This window comes from Curtobacterium sp. A7_M15, assembly GCF_030705415.1.
Lineage (GTDB): Bacteria > Actinomycetota > Actinomycetes > Actinomycetales > Microbacteriaceae > Curtobacterium.
This window is the reverse complement of the sequence record NZ_JAUZED010000073.1, coordinates 1-17691: the sequence shown is the minus strand read 5'-3', so window position 1 is coordinate 17691 and position 17691 is coordinate 1. Positions and strand designations below refer to the sequence as shown.

General features: G+C 71.8%; 22 protein-coding genes. 11 read left to right on the top strand and 11 right to left on the bottom strand.

Annotated elements, in window-relative coordinates; all coding sequences use genetic code 11:
- Together Q7F20_RS13045 and Q7F20_RS13040 are read right to left on the bottom strand one after the other, a co-directional pair.
- The coding region (locus tag Q7F20_RS13045) for an SWIM zinc finger domain-containing protein (RefSeq protein ID WP_305740512.1) at positions 1-1385 on the bottom strand (1385 nt) is incomplete at its 3' end.
- A gap of 44 nt (positions 1386-1429) precedes the next feature.
- On the bottom strand, positions 1430-2110 hold the full coding sequence (locus Q7F20_RS13040) for a hypothetical protein (protein WP_305740511.1): 681 nt from the start codon (positions 2108-2110) through the stop codon (positions 1430-1432).
- Positions 2111-2210: 100 nt separating this feature from the next.
- On the opposite strand from Q7F20_RS13040, the gene Q7F20_RS13035 reads away from it, so the two are divergent.
- The 3 genes from Q7F20_RS13035 to Q7F20_RS13025 all read left to right on the top strand — a co-directional run bounded on the left by Q7F20_RS13035 (position 2211) and on the right by Q7F20_RS13025 (position 4064).
- Positions 2211-2516 (top strand): hypothetical protein, encoded by a 306-nt coding sequence (locus tag Q7F20_RS13035; RefSeq protein ID WP_305740510.1) that lies wholly within the window; start codon positions 2211-2213, stop codon positions 2514-2516.
- Between the two features lie 53 nt (positions 2517-2569).
- On the top strand, positions 2570-3019 hold the full coding sequence (locus Q7F20_RS13030; protein WP_305740509.1) for a BLUF domain-containing protein: 450 nt from the start codon (positions 2570-2572) through the stop codon (positions 3017-3019).
- 94 nt (positions 3020-3113) lie between these two features.
- Positions 3114-4064, top strand: a complete 951-nt coding sequence (locus Q7F20_RS13025; protein WP_305740508.1) for a M15 family metallopeptidase — start codon at positions 3114-3116, stop codon at positions 4062-4064.
- A gap of 56 nt (positions 4065-4120) precedes the next feature.
- Here Q7F20_RS13025 and Q7F20_RS13020 read toward each other — a convergent pair whose 3' ends face one another.
- Entirely contained in the window at positions 4121-5548 is a 1428-nt protein-coding gene (locus Q7F20_RS13020; protein WP_305740507.1) for an amino acid permease, read from the bottom strand.
- Positions 5549-5713: 165 nt separating this feature from the next.
- On the opposite strand from Q7F20_RS13020, the gene Q7F20_RS13015 reads away from it, so the two are divergent.
- A complete protein-coding gene (locus Q7F20_RS13015; protein WP_305740506.1) occupies positions 5714-6202 on the top strand; it encodes a DUF427 domain-containing protein in 489 nt (162 codons plus the stop codon).
- A gap of 120 nt (positions 6203-6322) precedes the next feature.
- Here the strand turns inward: Q7F20_RS13015 and Q7F20_RS13010 are convergent, their stop codons facing one another.
- Positions 6323-6658: a hypothetical protein gene (locus tag Q7F20_RS13010; RefSeq protein WP_305740505.1), complete on the bottom strand. Its 336-nt coding sequence runs from the start codon at positions 6656-6658 to the stop codon at positions 6323-6325.
- 120 nt (positions 6659-6778) lie between these two features.
- On the opposite strand from Q7F20_RS13010, the gene Q7F20_RS13005 reads away from it, so the two are divergent.
- From Q7F20_RS13005 to Q7F20_RS12995, 3 genes are all read left to right on the top strand, one after another.
- Positions 6779-7159 carry a hypothetical protein gene (locus Q7F20_RS13005; RefSeq protein WP_305740504.1) on the top strand — a complete coding sequence of 127 codons (381 nt, stop codon included), beginning with the start codon at positions 6779-6781 and terminating at the stop codon, positions 7157-7159.
- Complete coding sequence (locus Q7F20_RS13000; RefSeq protein WP_370871682.1) at positions 7123-7578, top strand: DUF6264 family protein; 456 nt, start codon at positions 7123-7125, stop codon at positions 7576-7578. Before Q7F20_RS13005 ends, Q7F20_RS13000 begins: the two co-directional genes overlap by 37 nt.
- Positions 7579-7704: 126 nt before the next feature.
- On the top strand, positions 7705-8157 hold the full coding sequence (locus Q7F20_RS12995) for a hypothetical protein (RefSeq protein WP_305740502.1): 453 nt from the start codon (positions 7705-7707) through the stop codon (positions 8155-8157).
- Positions 8158-8165: 8 nt separating this feature from the next.
- On the opposite strand, the gene Q7F20_RS12990 is transcribed toward Q7F20_RS12995, so the two are convergent.
- Positions 8166-8786, bottom strand: coding sequence for a hypothetical protein (locus Q7F20_RS12990; RefSeq protein WP_305740501.1), 621 nt, complete (start codon positions 8784-8786; stop codon positions 8166-8168).
- A gap of 116 nt (positions 8787-8902) precedes the next feature.
- On the bottom strand, positions 8903-10384 hold the full coding sequence (locus Q7F20_RS12985) for an APC family permease (protein WP_305740500.1): 1482 nt from the start codon (positions 10382-10384) through the stop codon (positions 8903-8905).
- A 145-nt stretch (positions 10385-10529) separates the two neighbouring features.
- Between Q7F20_RS12985 and Q7F20_RS12980 the strand changes: the two genes are divergently transcribed.
- Positions 10530-10955 carry a hypothetical protein gene (locus Q7F20_RS12980; RefSeq protein WP_305740499.1) on the top strand — a complete coding sequence of 142 codons (426 nt, stop codon included), beginning with the start codon at positions 10530-10532 and terminating at the stop codon, positions 10953-10955.
- A gap of 127 nt (positions 10956-11082) precedes the next feature.
- Here Q7F20_RS12980 and Q7F20_RS12975 read toward each other — a convergent pair whose 3' ends face one another.
- Both Q7F20_RS12975 and Q7F20_RS12970 read right to left on the bottom strand, forming a co-directional pair.
- Positions 11083-11700, bottom strand: coding sequence for a uracil-DNA glycosylase (locus Q7F20_RS12975; protein ID WP_305740498.1), 618 nt, complete (start codon positions 11698-11700; stop codon positions 11083-11085).
- Positions 11697-12899 carry a glycosyltransferase gene (locus tag Q7F20_RS12970; protein WP_305740497.1) on the bottom strand — a complete coding sequence of 401 codons (1203 nt, stop codon included), beginning with the start codon at positions 12897-12899 and terminating at the stop codon, positions 11697-11699. The genes Q7F20_RS12975 and Q7F20_RS12970 overlap by 4 nt, the downstream gene beginning before the upstream one ends.
- A gap of 33 nt (positions 12900-12932) precedes the next feature.
- Here Q7F20_RS12970 and Q7F20_RS18700 point away from each other — a divergent pair, with 33 nt between their 5' ends.
- Positions 12933-13145, top strand: coding sequence for a hypothetical protein (locus Q7F20_RS18700; RefSeq protein WP_370871681.1), 213 nt, complete (start codon positions 12933-12935; stop codon positions 13143-13145).
- Here Q7F20_RS18700 and Q7F20_RS12965 read toward each other — a convergent pair.
- A complete protein-coding gene (locus Q7F20_RS12965; protein WP_305740496.1) occupies positions 13105-13995 on the bottom strand; it encodes a DUF429 domain-containing protein in 891 nt (296 codons plus the stop codon). The genes Q7F20_RS18700 and Q7F20_RS12965 overlap by 41 nt on opposite strands.
- A 190-nt stretch (positions 13996-14185) precedes the next feature.
- Here Q7F20_RS12965 and ligD point away from each other — a divergent pair, with 190 nt between their 5' ends.
- Positions 14186-15205, top strand: a complete 1020-nt coding sequence (gene ligD / locus Q7F20_RS12960; protein WP_305740495.1) for a non-homologous end-joining DNA ligase — start codon at positions 14186-14188, stop codon at positions 15203-15205.
- 7 nt (positions 15206-15212) lie between these two features.
- On the opposite strand, the gene Q7F20_RS12955 is transcribed toward ligD, so the two are convergent.
- On the bottom strand, positions 15213-15356 hold the full coding sequence (locus tag Q7F20_RS12955; protein WP_305740494.1) for a hypothetical protein: 144 nt from the start codon (positions 15354-15356) through the stop codon (positions 15213-15215).
- Between the two features lie 83 nt (positions 15357-15439).
- Positions 15440-16489 carry an ATP-dependent DNA ligase gene (locus tag Q7F20_RS12950; RefSeq protein WP_305740493.1) on the bottom strand — a complete coding sequence of 350 codons (1050 nt, stop codon included), beginning with the start codon at positions 16487-16489 and terminating at the stop codon, positions 15440-15442.
- 120 nt (positions 16490-16609) lie between these two features.
- Here Q7F20_RS12950 and Q7F20_RS12945 point away from each other — a divergent pair, with 120 nt between their 5' ends.
- Entirely contained in the window at positions 16610-17653 is a 1044-nt protein-coding gene (locus Q7F20_RS12945) for an MBL fold metallo-hydrolase (RefSeq protein ID WP_305740492.1), read from the top strand.
- Positions 17654-17691 lie beyond the last annotated feature (38 nt).

Genomic DNA, 17691 nt, shown 5'->3' with positions numbered 1-17691 from the left:
GACGCCGACAGGGTCGCCCCGGCGGCGGGGCCGTCGGCGGACGCGGGGTCGGCAGGTGCGGTCGGGTCGTCGGCGGCGCGCAGCCCGGAGAGGTCGGGGAGCGGGCCGTGCAGCGCGACCGGGTCCTTGCGGCCGTCGACGTTCCAGCGCCACTGCAGGTGCGCGCGGTCGTCCGTCCGGGGCGCTCGGGCCGGCTCGAACGTCACCGTCAGCACGAGCTCGGGCGGCGTGCGCTCGGGCAGCTCCACCGAGCCGTCCGCGCTGACGAGGCCGAGCGCACCGCGGAGTCGCGGCGACCAGTCGGCGAGGAACTCCGCGACCTCGGGCTCCGGGACGGTGATCCGGGAGCCGTCGACGAGCATGCGCCGCTGGTCGTCCGGCACCGGCGCGGGCGTGGGGGCGAGGGCGACGTGGAACTCCGGGCTCTCGCGGAAGACGTAGACGCCGTGGTCGCCGATCATCCGAGCGGCACGCGCGGCGGCGGGCCGACCGTCGAGGACTGCACTCGCCCCGATCACGAGGCCGCCGTCGTGGCGGGCGACGTCGAGGAGCACCCGGGCCTCGGCGCCGAGGACCGCTCCGCCCTCGCGCTTGCCGGTGACGAACGCGATGCCGAGGGCCGGCGCTTGCCTGAGGAGCGGCCAGAGCAGCGGGCTCGCGAAGTCGTCGAGGTGGATCCAGTCGGCCTCGCCCGGGAGCCCGGCGAGCTGCCCCGCGCGGTCGAGGGCGGCGAACTGGACGAACCACGCGTGCTGCTCGGGGGAGAGGCCGAGACGGTTCATCGAGTACGGGAGGGTGCTCCACGTCAGCTGCCCCCGCACCCAGTTGCCGGCGCCGCTGCGGGTCACCGGCCGCACCCCGAGCCGGACCGACCGCGAGGCCGTGGGCAGCGCTCGGCCGGCCGCTCGCGCACGCGAGGCGAGCCGGGCGGAGACCGCGTCACGCAACTCGAACTGCAGTCCCATGGGAGTGCCCTGCGGCCCGGCCACCTGCTCGTCGTCGCCGGCGAGGCGGGCGAGGTCGTGCCTCCAGTCCGACGGCGGCGCAGCCGGCTGTTCCGGCTTCGGACCGGCCGCCGCGGCGAGGGCGCGGGCGTTGACGGTGAGCAGGGCGGCGGCGACGTGCTTGCAGTCGCCGCCGAGCGGGCAGGTGCAGGTGCTGCGGACCGGACGGACGAACTCGCCGCGTGCCGGGGTCGTCTCGATGCGGAGCTCGTACGGGTCGTCCGCCGTGCCGGAGACGACGCCGGTGACGGTGCCGTCGTCGTCGTGCCAGACGGCGTCGTCGACCAGGCCGGCCCGGACGAGGTCGCGCGCGCGGCCGAACGCCTGCGGTCCGACGAAGCGGATGACGTCGACGGCGTCGATCATCGGGGCGGCTGGCACGGGTCAATCGTGCCAGGTGCCACCGACCTCCGGTGCTCGCCGGGTCAGCGGATCGACCAGGTGCTGCCGGCGTTGAGCTGCAGGACGGACGGGCCCTTCGACAGGGTGATCCGCTTCGAGAGGTCCTTGCCGGAGCCGGTGTCGGCGGCGGGGATGGTCTCGTAGTCGTTGCGGAGCAGCGTCTCGCGGAGCATGCAGGTCGCGACGCGGGTGTTCGTGCAGCGGAACTGTCGGGCGGCGGAGGCACCCCAGTAGAGCATCACGTCGTCGCCGTGCCCCGACGTCGTCAGGGCGGGGGCGCTCGAGACCTGGCTGAACCGCAGGGTCCACTGCCCCCTGGCCTCGACCTTCAGCGCAGCGGGCTTCCGCCACGAGTCGGTGCCGTAGGCGACACGGCCGGAGTACGCGCCGCCCTGGCCGATGGGGTTCGAACCGGTCGGGCCACCCTTGCTGTTCAGCTCGTGCACCTCGAAGTCGGTGTGCTCCGCGTCGGCGGGGGTGAACGTCGCGACGATGATCCCGCTGCGGGCGTTCTGCGGGAGCACGATCGTGGCGTTCCGGCTGCCCGACTTCGTGAACGGCGTGAACGTGCCGTACTGGTGGTCGTACTGCGCCTTGACGCTCGCAGGCATCCCGGCGGCCTGTGCCGGCGCGACACCGACGAGGGCCGACACGACGGCGGCGACGCTGACGACGAGGGCGGCGGTGAGGGTGGTGCGGCGCATGGGGTTCTCCTGCTCGGGTGGACCCGACGGCCCGTCCGCGATCGTGGCGTGTCGGGGCGCCGTGCGGCAGACCCCGTCCGGGGGCCGCGATACTGGGACCGTGACGACACTGCGAGGAGAACTGCGCTCGACCGCGACGACGGAGGCCGAGGGCAGCGGCGAGAACATCGAGGCAGCACGCACCGCGGCGGTCGAGGCCCTCGACCTGCACGGGTTCGAACTGCAGCAGGTGAACGCGGTCACGAGCAAGGCGACCGGTGAGACCACCGTGCTCGCCATCGCCCGCTCCAAGGAGACCAGGCCGCACGAGGCGACCGGGCAGACCTACGAGGAGGCGCTGCAGGCCTTCCGCGCGTCGATCCCCGAGGGGTGGCAGGCGCAGAACATGCGCGAGGTGCGGTCGTAGGCAGCCCGTTCTGGGGGCGTCGCGGCCGGCCCGCATCGTGCAGGATCGAGGACATGCTGCAGTCGCTCGTGTACATGAGCTCCGCCACGGAGCCGTTCGGTGACGACGCCCTCGAGGCGGTGCTCGCCCACGCGCGGGAGCGCAACACCGCCGACGGGCTGACCGGTCTGCTCGTGCACCGCAACGGGCGCTTCATGCAGTTGCTCGAGGGACCGTACGAGCAGGTGCTGGCGACGTACCAGCGGATCCTCGCGGACGACCGCCACGACGAGGTCCGGCTGCTCGCTGAGGAGTCGATCCACACCCGGCGCTTCCCAGAATGGTCGATGGCGTACGACCGCGACGTCGAAGGTGCTGCGACGCCGGAGGGCTTCAGCGACTTCCTGGCCTCCGGGGACCAGAGCGCCGACACCGGCCGGTCCCGGGAGCTGCTGCGGTGGTTCCGCAACCACCCGATGGCCGACCCGACGGCGGCGAAGGGGAAGCACCGGCGCGAGGCGTGACGGCCCTCGTTCTGGGGGTCTCGGCCGCTGGGTAGAACTGTCAGTCTGCTCCCCGGGGGAAGCGAGGGGCGCGTCCTCCGAGAGGGGGAGCTCCATGAGCAGACCGTCGGAACCATCCGGACGCGACGAGTCACCACCGGGGGACTTCGGGATCGCCAGTCGGCGCTCGGTGCTGCTGATGGCGGCCGCAGCGGTCCTCAGCGCCGGTGTCGTGGGCACGTCGACCCGCGCGTTCGGAGCGGAGCCGTCGAACCTGACACTCCCGTCGCTGCCTGAGTCGACGTCGACCTCGTCGGGAGAGGCGTTCGCACTGCGGGCCGCTGCCGACTACCCGAACGGCAAGATCCCGCTGTCGGAACTCGACTTCGTGGGGGTGTCGACGCTCGGCCTCGGGAACCAGTACCTGCTGTCGAGCGCAGCACTCGCGCTCGCCGACCTGAAGGAAGCCTTCCAGGACGCGCTCGGGACGTCGTTGACCCTCGCGGAGGGCTACCGCGACCTCGCTCGGCAGCAGTACCTCTACGACGGCTGGACGGCGCACAAGCCGGGCTTCAACGAGGCTGCCGAACCGGGCACCTCGATCCACGGTTGGGGTCGGGCGGTCGACTTCAGCGGCGGTGTCGCGAGCTACGGCACGACGCAGAAGAACTGGATGAACGCGCACGGGCCGGCCTTCGGCTGGCAGCCGCGGGGCGACGGCTTCGGCCAGCCGGAACCGTGGCACTTCGAGTACGACGGCTCCTACCAGCCGGACCAACCCACACCACCCGCCGACAACGCACAGGAAGAAGCAGACATGAAGCTCATCACCAACAGCGGGCGCGTTTGGCTCCTCGGTGAGTTCACGGCGGTCGAGATCGACGCGGACTTCCTCGCCGACCTCAAGGCCGCCCACAACGTGCCCGGAACGCTGAGCGACCTCCGGGCGGCGCTCGCCAAGCAGTACGGGGACCCGATCGCGATCCAGAGCGGGGGCAACGTCTCCGGACTCGTCGCGGTCGCCCAGATGAACCGCACGGGACTCATCAAGTCGATCAAGTCCTGACCGTCGAACACGAAGGGGGCCGATCATCCGATCGGCCCCCTTCGTCGTTCCCTCGGTCACCGGACGGTGTCGGCACCCGTCGGGGCATCGGCCAGCTTGCTGTGCTTCCGGGAGTAGCCGAAGTACACGCCGAGGCCGATCGCGAACCAGACCGCGAAGCGCACCCACGTCTCCCACTGCAGGAACGTCACGAGCCACAGCGACGCGATCACCCCGATGATCGGGATCACCGGCATGAACGGCAGCCGGAACTGCCGGTCGAGGTCGGGCTGGCGGTAGCGCAGGACGATCACGGCGGAGCACACCACGACGAAGGCGAGCAGGATGCCGATGTTCGTCAGCTCGGCCACGACCCCGATCGGGAGCACGCCCGCCAGGATGGCCGACGCGATGCCGAGGATCCACGTGACGCGGGTCGGCACGTGGCGCTTCGGGTCGGTCTTCGCGAACCACTTCGGCATGAGGCCGTCGCGGCTCATCGAGAACCAGACGCGGCTCGCGCCGAGCATGAACGTGACGAGCACGGTGATGATCCCGACGATCGCGCCGATCGCGATGACGTTCGCCACGCCCCCGAGGCCGACGGCCGCGAAGGCCGACGAGAAGCCCGACTCGGGGTCGATGTCGGTGTACTTCTGCATCCCGGTGAGCACCAGGGTCGCGAGGACGTAGAGGACCATCGAGATGCCGAGGGACAGCAGGATCGCCTTCGGCATGTGCTTGCGGGCGTCGGTGGACTCCTCGGCGGCAGTGGACATCGCGTCGTACCCGAACACCGCGAAGAACACCGTCGCGGCGCCGGCCATGACGCCGCCGAACCCGAACGGGAAGTACGGCGTGTAGTTCGCGCTGTCGATGTGGAACACGCCGAGCACGACGATCAGCACCACGAGGCCGACCTTGATGCCGACGGCGACGAACTCGAACCGTGCTGCGCTGCGGATCCCACGGGTGAGGACGAACGCGGTGAGCAGGCAGAGGATGATCGCGAAGACGTCGATCACGTGCCCGTCGCCGGTGCCGGGTGCACCGAGCATCCAGGCGGGCAGGTCGACACCGAACTGGCCGACGAGGAACCCGACGTAGCCCGAGATGCCGATCGCGACGACCGCCACGATCGCGGTGTACTCCAGCAGCAGGTCCCAGCCGATGAACCAGCCCACGATCTCGCCGAGGACTGCGTAGCCGTACGTGTACGCGCTGCCCGCCTTCGGGATGAGGCCGGCGAACTCGGCGTACGACAGGGCGGCGGCGGCGCTCGCGACACCGGCGACGAGGAAGCTGATGAGGACGGCGGGGCCGGCGACGCCGTGCGCCACTGTGCCGGCGAGGGTGAAGATGCCCGCGCCGATGATCCCGCCGATGCCGATCGCGGTGAGCTGCCAGAGGCCGAGGTGCCGTTTCAGGCCGTCGTCGCTGCCGGTCTCGTCGTCGATCGTCTCGATCGGCTTCCGTCGGAAGAGGGTGCGTGTCGTCGTCGTCACGCGCCCACTCTGCACCCTGCCGGCGATGCGCGTCCGCCGCCACACCCCGCCGTCTCGCCGCCCGCGCACCGCGCCCGGCGCGCCCATCACCGGGGTCGGGCCGGCGGGGCGGGGGCGGGCCGCGCCTCCAGGCCTGCGGGCAGGGAGGCGGCGTAGACGTGACCCATGCGCCGACCGAACCGTACCGAGCCCGCACCCGGCCAGGAGTCCGTGTGGGACTACCCGAGGCCTCCTGCCGTGGAGCCGGTGTCCGAACGCGTGGTCGTGCGACTCGGCGGCGAGGTGGTCGTGGACACGACGGACGCGGTGCGGGTGCTCGAGACCTCGCACCCACCGGTGTACTACGTGCCGATGGCGGACCTCGAGCTCCGGCCGGCAGAGGGGTCGAGCATGTGCGAGTTCAAGGGGCGCGCGCGGTACTTCGACGTCATCGGTGGGGACGTGGTCGCTCCGCGGGCGGCCTGGAACTACCCGACGCCCGAGCCGGGCTACGAGCAGCTGCGCGACCGGGTGGCGATCTACCCGTCGGCGATGGACTCGTGCGAGGTCGGCGGTGAGGTGGTGCAGGCGCAGGAGGGGGACTTCTACGGCGGGTGGATCACCTCGAAGGTGGTCGGGCCGTTCAAGGGGGCGCCGGGCACGCTCGGGTGGTGAGGCTGGCCGGCGCTCGTGCCGTGTGCGCTCGTCCCATGCTCGTGTCGGCCCGTCCGGGCGGAGCGTGGGCGGGGCCCGCGTGCGCGTCGGCCCGTCCGGCCGGGGCGTGGGCGGGGCCGCTCAGCGGTGGGCGTAGGGCGTCCAGAACGGCGAGGGGAACGCACCCCCGGTCACGATGACGAGCAGCTGCCACACGAGCATCACGAGCCCGAGCACGGACAGGACGATCGCGATCCGGGACCACACCCGCACGCCACGCTGTCCGCGACGCGCGATCGACAGGGCGCGCCAGCCGCTCGCGATGCTCACGATGCCGAACACCGCACCGAGCACGACGTGCTGGCCCATCGACGCCGCGGGGACGATGAACCCCATGTAGAGCGCCATCGGACCGAGCACCGCGGCCACGACGGCGGGGACCGCGGCGGGTTCGTGGTCTCGGGAGACTGTTCCCATGCGTCCGAACCTATCGGCGTGCGGGATGACCGTCCGGCACCGGTGCTCCGGTGCGGCACTCGTGCGCGGTTCTCGCACGCCGTGCGGACCGCGAGCGTCCGAGGCGGGCACGATGGAGGCATGCGTTCCTTCCTCCGTGTCCTGCTCGGCCTCGCGCTCGTGTTCGCCGGCACGAGCCACCTCACCTTCGCCCGCCAGGACTTCCGCGCGCAGGTCCCCGACTTCGTGCCGCTCGACGAGGACACCACGGTCCTGGCCTCGGGCATCGCGGAGATCGGTCTCGGCAGCGCCCTGGTGCTCGCACCCCGTCGCTCGCGGCGTTTCGTGGGCACCGTCGCGGCGCTGTTCTTCACCGCGATCTTCCCCGGCAACGTGTCGCAGTGGCTGAACCGCCGCGACGCCTTCGGTCTCGACTCGGACGTCAAGCGCATCGGTCGCCTCTTCGGACAGCCGGTCCTCATCGCATGGGCGCTCTGGTCCACCCGCGGGCGGCGAGGCTGATGGAGGCCCCCGTGGTCGCGGATCCGCTCGGGTCCGGTCCGGCGGCGTTCGGACGGGAGGCGCGACACCCCTTGGCAGGCGGCCGCCGCGTCGCGGACGTGGTCGCGACCGTCGTGCTGCTGGTCCTGTTGGCAGCCGAGTCGGTCGTCGCCGGTGGCGGGATCGTGTTCCTGTCGCTCGCGTTCAACTCGTGCGGCGCTCCCGGCAACTCCTGTGACGAGACGTTGGGCGGCGCGGTCGTGTACGTCGGACCGGTGCTCGTCGCCCTCGTGCTCGTCGCGGCGCTCGTGGTCTGCGTGCTGCGACTGGTGCGGCGGCGGCTGTCGTGGCCGTTCGCGCTCGTCGGCATCGCGGCCGTCGTGGCGGTGTTCTTCGGCGCGATCCTGCTCGTCGACAGCGCGATCAGCCACGGCATCTGAGCGTCGTTCTGGGATCGTCTGGGGTCGTTCCGAGGTTTTCCTCCACAGGGCGGTGTCGCGCGGTGGTCGTCCACAAATGGGCATCGGGCCGCCCTGCGGCGTGGTGGTCTCGGCGACGCTGAGGGCATGCCAGACACCGACATGCTCGACCGCCTCATCCGTACCGCAGTCCGAACCGACGACGACGTGGTGGACCTCGTGACCGCCCTCGTCGAACGCCCGATCACCCGGCAGTGCTGGGTGCTCTTCCTCGACGAACGAGCCGTGCCGGTGTCCTTCGTGATGCCGATCTCGGACCTGCCGTGGCAACCGGACGAACACGTCGAGGACTTCGCCGCCCTCGTGGGCGACGTCCTCGTGCAGGTCGGCGGGACCGAGGTCGTGCTGGTCTGGGAGCGCCCGGGGGAGTCCCGGCTGTTCCCGGTCGACTGGGAGTGGGTCGACGCCTGTGCCTGTGCGTTCGAGGAACACGACGTCCGTCTCCGTGCTCAGGTGGCCGTGCACACCGGCGGCGTCGCGATCGTGTCGCTCGACGACGTCGAACCCGTCGACGACGGTCCGCTCCCGATCGCCTCGTGAGGCGCTGGTCAGCCCTGGGGTGCGGTCTCGGGCACGGTCTGCCCGGTGAGTCCCTCGACGACGGACTTCGCCTCGGGCCAGAACTTCGCGTAGTGCTCCGGGTCCGAGTTGATCTGGACCGCGTGCGCCATCTGCGTCGGGGTCATGGTCTTCCAGCCGGGGATCTTCACCAGCTTCGCGTAGAACATCGACGCCGCGGTGTACGGGTCCATCCGCTGCTCGTACGTGCCCCAGGCACCGTTGTCCCGCTGCTGGAACAGCCCGCGGCTGTCGGGACCGGCGGAGTCCCCGTGGTCGAGGTTCACCAGGCTCGACTCGCCGATGGCGGTCATCACGCCGACCGCCTGGGTGTGCGGTCCGATGCCCATGGCCTGGGCGGCGCTGATGACGTACGCGGCGTTGACCAAGCGGTCCTGACAGAAGCCCCCGACCGGACCCGCCGGGACGACGATGCCGCCGATCGTCCTCGTCGCGACGTCGGGGCAGGTCGGGGTGGCGGCGGCGGTCACGCCCTTGGCGGCACCCGTCAGCGAGTTCACCGCGATGACGATGACCACCACGACGCCGATGCCGATCGCGACGACGCCCGCGCCGAACACCGACGCGAGGGTGATGCCGACGCGGCGCATGGCGGGTCCTCTCGAGCGGGGCGGGTCAGGCGGAGCACGAAGAGGTTACGTGCGCCGCCTGGGAACCGCACCCGCCCGATCGGGGGTGTCGGCGGGCCGGGTTCCCCGGTCGGCGATCAGACGTCCCGGTGGTCGTGGTCGTGAGCGTGGGTCGACGCCGGCTCGTTCGGTCGCTGGACCTTCGTCGGCTCGGTGACGAGACCGGTGGGCGCCTTCTCGGCCTGCTTCCGCCCGTGCGTGAACCACGTCACGATCCAGAGCAGGATCCCGAGCGCCAGCAGGGCCCCGGCGATCTGGTACTGCTGCGGGTCGCGCCCCGACGAGAAGGGCAGCACGAGCCACAGGCAGGTGATGACGCCGATGATCGGCACGATGACCCCTGCTCGGAAGTGCTTGTGGTCCACCTTGTCCCGGCGCAGGACGAGCACCGATGCGTTCACGACCGCGAACACCGACAGCAACAGGAGCGAGGTGGTGCCACCGAGCACGACGACGATGGGGGAGTCCGGGTCGAGCGAGACCCACCCGATCAGCAGCAGCGAGATGAGCGTCGTGAAGACGATCGCCGAGGACGGGGTGCGTCGCGTCGGGGACACCTTCGCCAGGAAGCCGGGCAGGACGCCCTGCTTGCTCATGCCGTACAGCAGTCGCGACGCCATCATCATGTTGATCAGCGCGGTGTTGGCCACGGCGAACATCGAGATGAAGGGCAGCAGGTCGGCGATCGGGAAGTCCGGCGCGGCCGTCTGCACGACGGTGACGAGGGGCGTCTCGTTGCCGGCGAGCTCACCGATCGGCACGACCGCGACGGCGCAGATGGACACGAGCACGTAGATGACCGCGGTGATGCCGAGGCCGGTGAGCATCACCTTCGGGAAGATCCGCGAGGGGTCCTTCGTCTCCTCGGCCATGTTCACCGAGTCCTCGAAGCCGACCATGGCGAAGAAGGCGAGCGACGTGGCGGTCGACACCGAGAGCAGGAGCGTCTTGTCCTCCGGTGTGTCGAACATGACCACGCGGGAGAAGTCCGCGTTGCCGCCGGCGATCGCCCAGAAGCCGATGAGGATCACCATCACGAGACCGGACAGCTCGACGAGGGTGAGGACGACGTTCGTCTTCACGCTCTCGCTGACGCCACGGAAGTTGATCGCCATCACCGCGAGCATGAAGCCCATCGCGATGAGCATCACGACCGCGTTCGGCAGCTCCAGTCCGAAGCCCGCGCCGAGGTTCGCCGCGAACGCCCGCGAGGCCGTCGACGCCGAGGTGATGCCCGAGCACATCACGATGAACGTCACGATGAAGGTGACGAAGTGGATGCCGAACGCCTTGTGGACGTACAGCGCCGCGCCGGCGGTCTGCGGGTACTTCGTGACGAGCTCGAGGTACGAGAACGCCGTCAGCAGTGCCACGGCGAACGCGATGAGGAAGGGGAGCCAGGCGGCTCCGCCGACCTCTGCCGCGACCTGACCCGTGAGCGCGTAGACGCCCGTGCCGAGGATGTCCCCGACGATGAAGAGCAGGAGGAGTTTGGGACCGATGACCCGCCGGAGCTCTGTCTGCTCCTGCTGCGGGCGCTCTGTGTTCGTGGTGGCCATGCGTCAGCCTCTTCCGGGGGACACCTTTCTGTCCGCCTTCACAGGAACCTCCCCGCTGATCGCAACACGGTCGTGTCCCGCCCGACACGGTCGGCCGGACGCCGGCCCCGGGTGCGCTCGGGGGTCGTCCGATACGCTCCGGGCCATGGACGACCAGTCGAACAGCACCGAAGAACCGGTCGAGTTCGCGGACTTCAACGCGAAGCTCCTCGTGCTCGACGTGCTCTGCTACGACCTCGACGTGCTCGAGCCGTACGACGGGGACGACGATGAGACCGCCGAGGACCTCGACGTCGAAGGTCAGGACGACCGAGCGCGCGCGTACTACGACGATCTCGACCTCCTGCCCTCGCAGCTGTCCCTCGTGACCGAGCTGACGGTCGACTCGGACCTCGAGATCCTGCAGGACGTGCACCCCGGCTGGGACGGCTCCGACGACCGGTACGACCCGCAGAACTGGGACGACGTCCTCGACTTGCCGGAGCTCGGCACCGTCTACACCGCGGCACCGTTGCCCGCGCACGTCGCCGACCGGCTCGCCGCGAAGGGCGTCGAGATCCGCTCCGCCTGAGCGCGGCGCGGCGCGCGCGTCCGCGAGTCGAGACTCGGCTGCGCGGACAGTTCCGTGCCTGATCAGCCGCGAACGTGTCCGCCCGGCCGAGCCTCGGCGGGCCGGGCGCCGGGCGCCGGGCGCGCCGTCAGCGGCTGAGCGCCAGCACCTGCGCGGTGAACTGCGCGGCCCCGCCCTGTGCCGGGTGCCGGACGGCCACCGCGTCGATCCCCGCGAGCGCCAACGCCCCCTGCGCCTTCCGCCCCACGGCGACGACCCGCACGCCGTCCCCGGCCGGACCCGCACGCATGGCCTCGAGGAGGGCGAGCGCGACGGGGGCACCCTCCCGGACCTCCGCCGGCCGAGGCGTCCGGTTCGTCAGCCGGTCCGGCGCCGCGAACGGATGGTGCGGGAAGATCGCCCACGCCATCGGGAGCGCACCGCGCCACGACGCCAGGGCTGCCTGCACGACCCGTGAGGACGCCTCCCACGGCGCGGTCGGCTCCGGCGGGGCGAGGTACTCCGGCCCGAGCTCCCGCATGCTCGTGAACGGCACGCCCGTGTTCGTCATCCCGCGCCAGCCCGGAGCCTCGGCGACGAGCAGGGTGTCCGCCCGGACTCCGACGGTCGCGAGGTAGCGCTCGAGGTTCGTGCGCCGCAGTCGTCCCGGAGCGGTCGACACGTCGTACAGCGCCTCGGCGTCGTGCGCGACCGGTACGGCGTCGAGCGCTGCCCAGAACGCGTCGAACCGTCCGTCGCCAGTCACGCGCGCCCCAGCACTCGGCGGTACACGTCCTCGAGGCCGGCGGCCGAGCGCTCCCAGCTCAGGCGCTCTGCGTGCTCCCGACCCGCCGCGGCCAGTGCCGCCGCGTACGACGCGTCCGTCAGGATGTGCTCGGTCTCCGCCGCCCAGACCGCGGGGTCGCGGGACTCGAGTACGACCCCGGTCTCGCCGTCGACCACGGCCTCGCGCAGTCCTCCGGCAGCGGCGGCCACGACGGGCACCCCGGACGCGGAGCCCTCGAGCGCCACGAGGCCGTACGTCTCCGAGTGCGACGGGACCAGCACGGCTGCCGCGCCGCGGAACAGGAACGCCAGGTCGGCCCGCGACTGCGGACCGACGAACGTCACGCGGTCGGCGATGCCGAGTCGGGCCGCGAGCCGACGCAGTTCGTCCACGTAGTCGCCCGCCTCGCTCGAGGCGTCCCCGGCGATGACGAGGGTGGGTCGCGCCTCCTGGCTGATGCCGGCGATCGCCTCGATCGCGAGGTCCAGCCCCTTCAGCGGCTGCACGCGCGCCGCCGCGACGACGTACGGGACGTCCGCACGGCGGGCGCCCGCGGCGGACGGCCGGAACACCGACCCGTCGACCCCGGGCGGCACGATCCAGATGCGGCTGGTCTCGCCGCCGAGTCGTGTCCGGACGGTGTCCGCCTCGGCGGCGGACACGACCACGACGGCGTCGGACTCATGTGCGAGCAGACGCTCTCCGGCCATCCGTCCCGCGGACTCCGGGCGCTCGCCCTCGGACAGCGGTGTCTCGCTGTCGGCCGCGATGGAGTGGAAGGACTGCACGTGCGGGATGCCGCGCTCGCGGGCGACGGGCAGTGCCGCGACGCCCGAGAACCAGTGGTGCGAGTGCAGCACGTCGAACGGGCCGAGGTGTTCGAGCTCGTGGCGGAACGGTTCGATGAACGCGTCGTGCTCGCCCTTCGGCACCGGTTCGGCCGGTCCTGCCGACAGGAAGCGCAGGCAGACACCGGGGACGAGCGACACTGAGTCCGGCTGCGTCGGCGACGAGCGGCGCGTGATGATGTCGACGTGGTGGCCGCGGTCGGCCAGGGCCTCGGCCTGGTGGCGGACGACGACGTTCATCCCGCCGACCTCGCCCGAGCCGGGTTCGTCGCCGGGGGAGGTGTGCAGCGACACCAGCCCGATGCGCAGGGGTTCGGTGGTGGTGCTCACCGCGCCAGCCTATCTGCGCGCCTGGAATCGACGATGTTTCCGGCGTACGGTCAGATCGTGACGGAGCGAGTCGGAATCGTCAGCGGCGCTGAGCGCGCGAGGCGCGCTCGTGCCGTCGCTGCGGTCGTGCACTCGGGACGTCTCGAAGGTCTCCGGGACAACCCCGAGTGGATCCGGCAGATGGAGCGTTTCGCAGACGGGGAGATCAGCCGCGAGGAGCTCCGGGCGATAGCTCACCGGCGGTGATTTCGCGATGCAACGGCGGCTCCGTTGATCGCTGCGACGGGCGCGCAGGCGCCACCACGACCGGCCGGCGGCCCGCCTCGTCCGGGGCGTCGGACGGGAGGCGCGGGTCGGCTCCCAAGATCTGCACGCGATCGTCGCCGTGTCGCTCCCAGAACGCGGCCGTCCAGGCGCAGAGGGCACCGTCGAGCAGGTCCTCCCGGTGCTTGTGCGTCGGACCGTGGATCCCGGAGGGCTCGGCGAGCGCCCGGGTGAGGGGATGCGAGTCGAGTCGGAGCGGCGGGTCGAGGGGCGTCTCGCGCAGCCGCCGGACGAGGTCGTCGAACGCCTCCGCCCGCCGGAGCCTCGCCGCCCCGGGTGGGAGCGCGCGGTCGAGACGCTTGTACCGGGGCCGCTCGACGTCGTAGCCGAGCTCCTCGACGCCCACGAGGGTCGTGTACGGGTAGCACTCGAACATCGCCGGACCGGTGCGCTCCTGCATCGCGGCGGTCGACGACACGTACCCGATCCCCAGGTCCGTCAGGCGTTCGAACAGTCGGGCGCCGGCGCTCGCCGCCGACGCGAGGTTCGTCGGGTTCGCCGCGACCTTCCAGCGCCCGTAGCGCTGTCCGACCTGCCGTTCGGCCTCGCGGATCCCGGTCGGGTTCGTGACGACGAGCGAGGCGTCCACCGCGATGAGGGAGCGCTCGCCGAGGTGTCGGGCGATCCAGTCGGTCACGGCGTCGACGCCCCGGGTCCAGCCGGCGTCGGTGATCGTTCCGTCGGCGTCCATCGCGACGAGTCCGCTCTCGTTCGGCGCGCGGGTCGCGGTTCCGAGTCCCCACGCCAGGTCCACCCCGAGGTACGCGCTCACGGACCCATCGTGCACCCCCGCGCGGGCGGGACATGCCGTAAGCGGATCGCCGAGCGGGCAGAACCGGCCGGTTCGGTGCGCCGAGCGTGACGTACATCGCCCGCTCGCCGGACCCGGGCCCGAACCAGCACCGGCCGCGCCGGAGCGAGACCGCGACCGGGCGCAGCCCCGCCCGTGTACGTTCCGCTCCATGGCGAGCGAAGCGACGACCCTGGCGGTCCCGGGGCCGGACGGCGACCGGGAGGTCCGGATCAGCAGCCCCTCCCGCGTGCTCTGGCCCGAGCCCGGCATCACCAAGCTCGACCTGGCGGAGTACCTGGTCGCCGTCGGTGACGCGTTCGTCCGGGCGAACGGCGACCGCCCGATCTCGCTGCAGCGGTTCCCGGGCGGCGTCGACGGCGAGCAGTTCTTCTCGAAGAACCCGCCGAAGGGCGCGCCCGACTACGTCCGCGCCGTCACCGTCACCTACCCGAGCGGCCGGCAGCACCCGCAGCTCGTGGTGGACGAGCCGGCGGTCGCGGTGTGGGCGGCGCAGATGAACACGGTGGTGTTCCACCCGTGGGCCTCCCGCGCCGAAGATCCCGACCACCCGGACCAGCTCCGGATCGACCTCGACCCGCAGCCCGGCACGGACTTCCACGACACCGTGCCCATCGCGCACGAGCTCCGGAAGGTGCTCGACGAGGTCGGTCTGACGGCCTGGATCAAGACGAGCGGCAACCGTGGGCTGCACGTCTTCGCACCGATCCTGCCGGAGTACGAGTTCCTCGACGTCCGGCACGCGGTGATCGCCGCCGCGCGGGAGCTCGAGCGACGGATGCCCGACCGGGTGACGACGGCGTGGTGGAAGGAGGAGCGCGGCGAGCGCGTGTTCGTCGACTTCAACCAGGCGAACCGCGACCGGACGATGGCGGGTGCCTACAGTCCCCGTGCCCTCGCGCACGCGTCGGTGTCGACACCGATCGCGTGGGACGAGCTCGACGACGCCGACCCCACGACGTTCACGATCCGGTCGGTGCCGGAGCGGCTGCGGACCACCGGGGACCCGTGGCAGACGATGCACGACGAAGCCGCGAGCATCGCACCACTGTTGGACTGGTGGGAGCGCGACCTGGAGGCCGGGGCTGGCGAACTGCCCTTCCCGCCGGACTTCCCGAAGATGCCGGGGGAGCCGCCTCGTGTGCAGCCCTCTCGCGCGAAGAAGCCCTGAGGCGAGGTCAGACGGTGGCGCAGTCCTCGGCGCGTCCCTCGGGCTCGGCGACCCGCGTCGTGTGCGTGGGGAGCGCGACGCTCGCGGTGTGCAGGCGCGTCAGCCGGGACCACGTCCCGCGGTGGGCGTCGCTGATGCCGTCGATGATCATGTCCCGCTCCCGTCTGCTCGATGCGGATGAATCCGCATGGAAAGAAGTTACCTAGTTAGCCTAACTACATCAATCAGTGAGCGTCAATCGGACAGCAGGACGTCGTCGAGATCGTAGGCCGTCGGGACCTCGAGCTGGTCGAACCTGCACGACGCGGCCTCGCGGTCCGGACGCCACCGCTCGAACTGCACCGTGTGCCGGAAGCGGTCGCCCTCCATCTGGTCGTACCGCACCTCGAGGACCAGCGACGGCTCGAGCCGGACGAACGACGTGTCGCGACCCGACGCGAAACGCGACCGTTCCCCGTCACCGGTGACGGGCCTCCCGTCCGCATCCCGGTGGACCACCCGGTCGAGCTCGTCCACCAACTCGACCCGTCGCTTGTCGGAGAAGGCGGACACGCCACCCACCTGCCGCAGCTCGCCGTCGTCGCCGTACAACCCCACGAGCAGCGAGCCGACGCCGGTCCCGCTCTTGTGCACGCGGTACCCGATCGCGACGACGTCCGCCGTGCGGTGGTGCTTGACCTTGAGCATCGTCCGCTTGTTCGGCTCGTACGGCTTCGCGCGGGGCTTCGCGACGACACCGTCGAGCCCGGCGCCCTCGAACGTGGTCAGCCACTCGCGGGCGAGGTCGACGTCGAGCGTCGTGCGCGTGACGAACAGCGGGTCGGAGATGTCCTCCGAGAGCACGTCGAGGCGCGATCGGCGCTCGTCGAACGGCAGGTCGAGGAGCTCCTCGCCGTCCGCCGCGAGCAGGTCGAACGCCACGAACTGCGCGGGCGTCTCGGCGCTGAGCTTCGCGATGCGCGAGGCTGCGGGGTGAATCCGCTGCGACAGCGCCTCCCAGTCGAGCCGCTCCGCGCCGGGGTCCCCGGAACGCAGGATCACCTCGCCGTCGAGCACCACCGGGTGTCCACGGCCGCCGAACTGCGCCCGGAAGGCCTCGACGAGCTCGGGGAAGTACCGGGTCAGGGGCTTCGCGCCGCGGCTGCCGATCTCCACGGAGTCGCCGTCGACGGTCACGATCCCGCGGAACCCGTCCCACTTCGGCTCGTACCGAAGCCCTCCACGCACGCTGTCGGGTTCGGGGACGGTGGGGACGGCCTTGGCGAGCATCGGTGCGATCTCCATGCGCCCTGTCTACTCGGGTGGTCGGCACGGTCCGGCAGGCGGCGGCCGGTCGTGGGGCGACGGTCGGCCTGGAGGCGCGGCTCGGCTCGGTCCGGACGCGCACCTCAGTAGGGTGGTCGCGTGACGACCGTGCCACCGCCGGCAGCGCCGGCACCGGAACCGATCAGCCCCGTGCAGGCCGCCGCGCTCCGCGACGGCGTCCTGCCGCCCGTCGAGGAGGTGCGTCCCGGCATCTGGACCCTCGCGGTGCCGTTCCGCTTCGGGGTGCCCGACGCGACGCTCGTCTACGTCGTCGAGGGCTCCGACGGTTCGCTCGCGCTCATCGACCCCGGGTGGACCGCCGACGACGGCCTCGAGGCACTCCGCGACGGCCTCGCCACCATCGGCCGGTCGCTCGACGACGTCGGGCTCGTCGCGGTGACGCACCTGCACGCGGACCACCTCGGGGCTGCGGCGGCGATCCGACGCGCCACCGGGGCCCGGGTCGCCATGCACCGGCTCGAGGTCGAGGCGCTGCACCGGGAGCGTGAGGACGCGGTGGCGAACGACGCCGACATCGCGACGTGGGGGCTCCCGGAGCAGCTGCGCGCGGGGGTGGTGGAGGCCTGGGGGAGCGGACGGCGGATCGGCCTCGGACGGACGGCGGAGCCCTTCGCGGACCTGCTGCTCGAGGACGACGACGTGCTCCCGGTCGCGGGCCGCTCGATCCGGACCCTCCTGACCCCCGGGCACACCGAGGGGCACTGCTGCTTCGTCGACGAGCCGGACGGCCTGCTGTTCACCGGCGACCACGTCCTGCCCCGCATCAACTCGGGCATCGGCCTCGGCGGACGGACCGCGACGAACCCCCTCGGCGCGTACCTGGCGTCGCTCCGCAGGCTCGACGTCTACCCGGACCTCGAGGTTTGCCCCGGCCACGAGTACCGCTTCCGCGACGTCGTCACCCGTGCCCGGACCCTGGCGCGGCACCGCGAGGAGCGGTCGCGCCACGTCGCACGCGCGCTCGACGCCCTGAGCTCGCCGACGCTCTACGAGGTGGCGTCCCGGGTGCCGTTCAGCGGGGGGATCGAGTCGATGACGGGGTTCCTGCTCGCGAGCGCGCTGACGCAGACGGCGTTCCACGCGGCGCTGCTCGGGCGCGCGGACGAGGTCCGCCCGGCCTGACGCGGGGCCGGCGCCGGGGCCGCAGGCGGCCCGCCGCG

Excerpts from the sequence above, each read along its gene's own strand:
- Q7F20_RS13040 (WP_305740511.1), bottom strand. The coding sequence starts at position 2,110 with ATGCGCCGCACCACCCTCACCGCCGCCCTCGTCGTCAGCGTCGCCGCC.
- Q7F20_RS13030 (WP_305740509.1), top strand. The coding sequence starts at position 2,570 with ATGCTGCAGTCGCTCGTGTACATGAGCTCCGCCACGGAGCCGTTCGGT.
- Q7F20_RS13025 (WP_305740508.1), top strand. The coding sequence starts at position 3,114 with ATGAGCAGACCGTCGGAACCATCCGGACGCGACGAGTCACCACCGGGG.
- Q7F20_RS13015 (WP_305740506.1), top strand. The coding sequence starts at position 5,714 with ATGCGCCGACCGAACCGTACCGAGCCCGCACCCGGCCAGGAGTCCGTG.
- Q7F20_RS13010 (WP_305740505.1), bottom strand. The coding sequence starts at position 6,658 with ATGGGAACAGTCTCCCGAGACCACGAACCCGCCGCGGTCCCCGCCGTC.
- Q7F20_RS13005 (WP_305740504.1), top strand. The coding sequence starts at position 6,779 with ATGCGTTCCTTCCTCCGTGTCCTGCTCGGCCTCGCGCTCGTGTTCGCC.
- Q7F20_RS13000 (WP_370871682.1), top strand. The coding sequence starts at position 7,123 with ATGGGCGCTCTGGTCCACCCGCGGGCGGCGAGGCTGATGGAGGCCCCC.
- Q7F20_RS12995 (WP_305740502.1), top strand. The coding sequence starts at position 7,705 with ATGCCAGACACCGACATGCTCGACCGCCTCATCCGTACCGCAGTCCGA.
- Q7F20_RS12990 (WP_305740501.1), bottom strand. The coding sequence starts at position 8,786 with ATGCGCCGCGTCGGCATCACCCTCGCGTCGGTGTTCGGCGCGGGCGTC.
- Q7F20_RS12985 (WP_305740500.1), bottom strand. The coding sequence starts at position 10,384 with ATGGCCACCACGAACACAGAGCGCCCGCAGCAGGAGCAGACAGAGCTC.
- Q7F20_RS12980 (WP_305740499.1), top strand. The coding sequence starts at position 10,530 with ATGGACGACCAGTCGAACAGCACCGAAGAACCGGTCGAGTTCGCGGAC.
- Q7F20_RS18700 (WP_370871681.1), top strand. The coding sequence starts at position 12,933 with ATGTTTCCGGCGTACGGTCAGATCGTGACGGAGCGAGTCGGAATCGTC.
- ligD (WP_305740495.1), top strand. The coding sequence starts at position 14,186 with ATGGCGAGCGAAGCGACGACCCTGGCGGTCCCGGGGCCGGACGGCGAC.
- Q7F20_RS12955 (WP_305740494.1), bottom strand. The coding sequence starts at position 15,356 with ATGATCATCGACGGCATCAGCGACGCCCACCGCGGGACGTGGTCCCGG.
- Q7F20_RS12950 (WP_305740493.1), bottom strand. The coding sequence starts at position 16,489 with ATGGAGATCGCACCGATGCTCGCCAAGGCCGTCCCCACCGTCCCCGAA.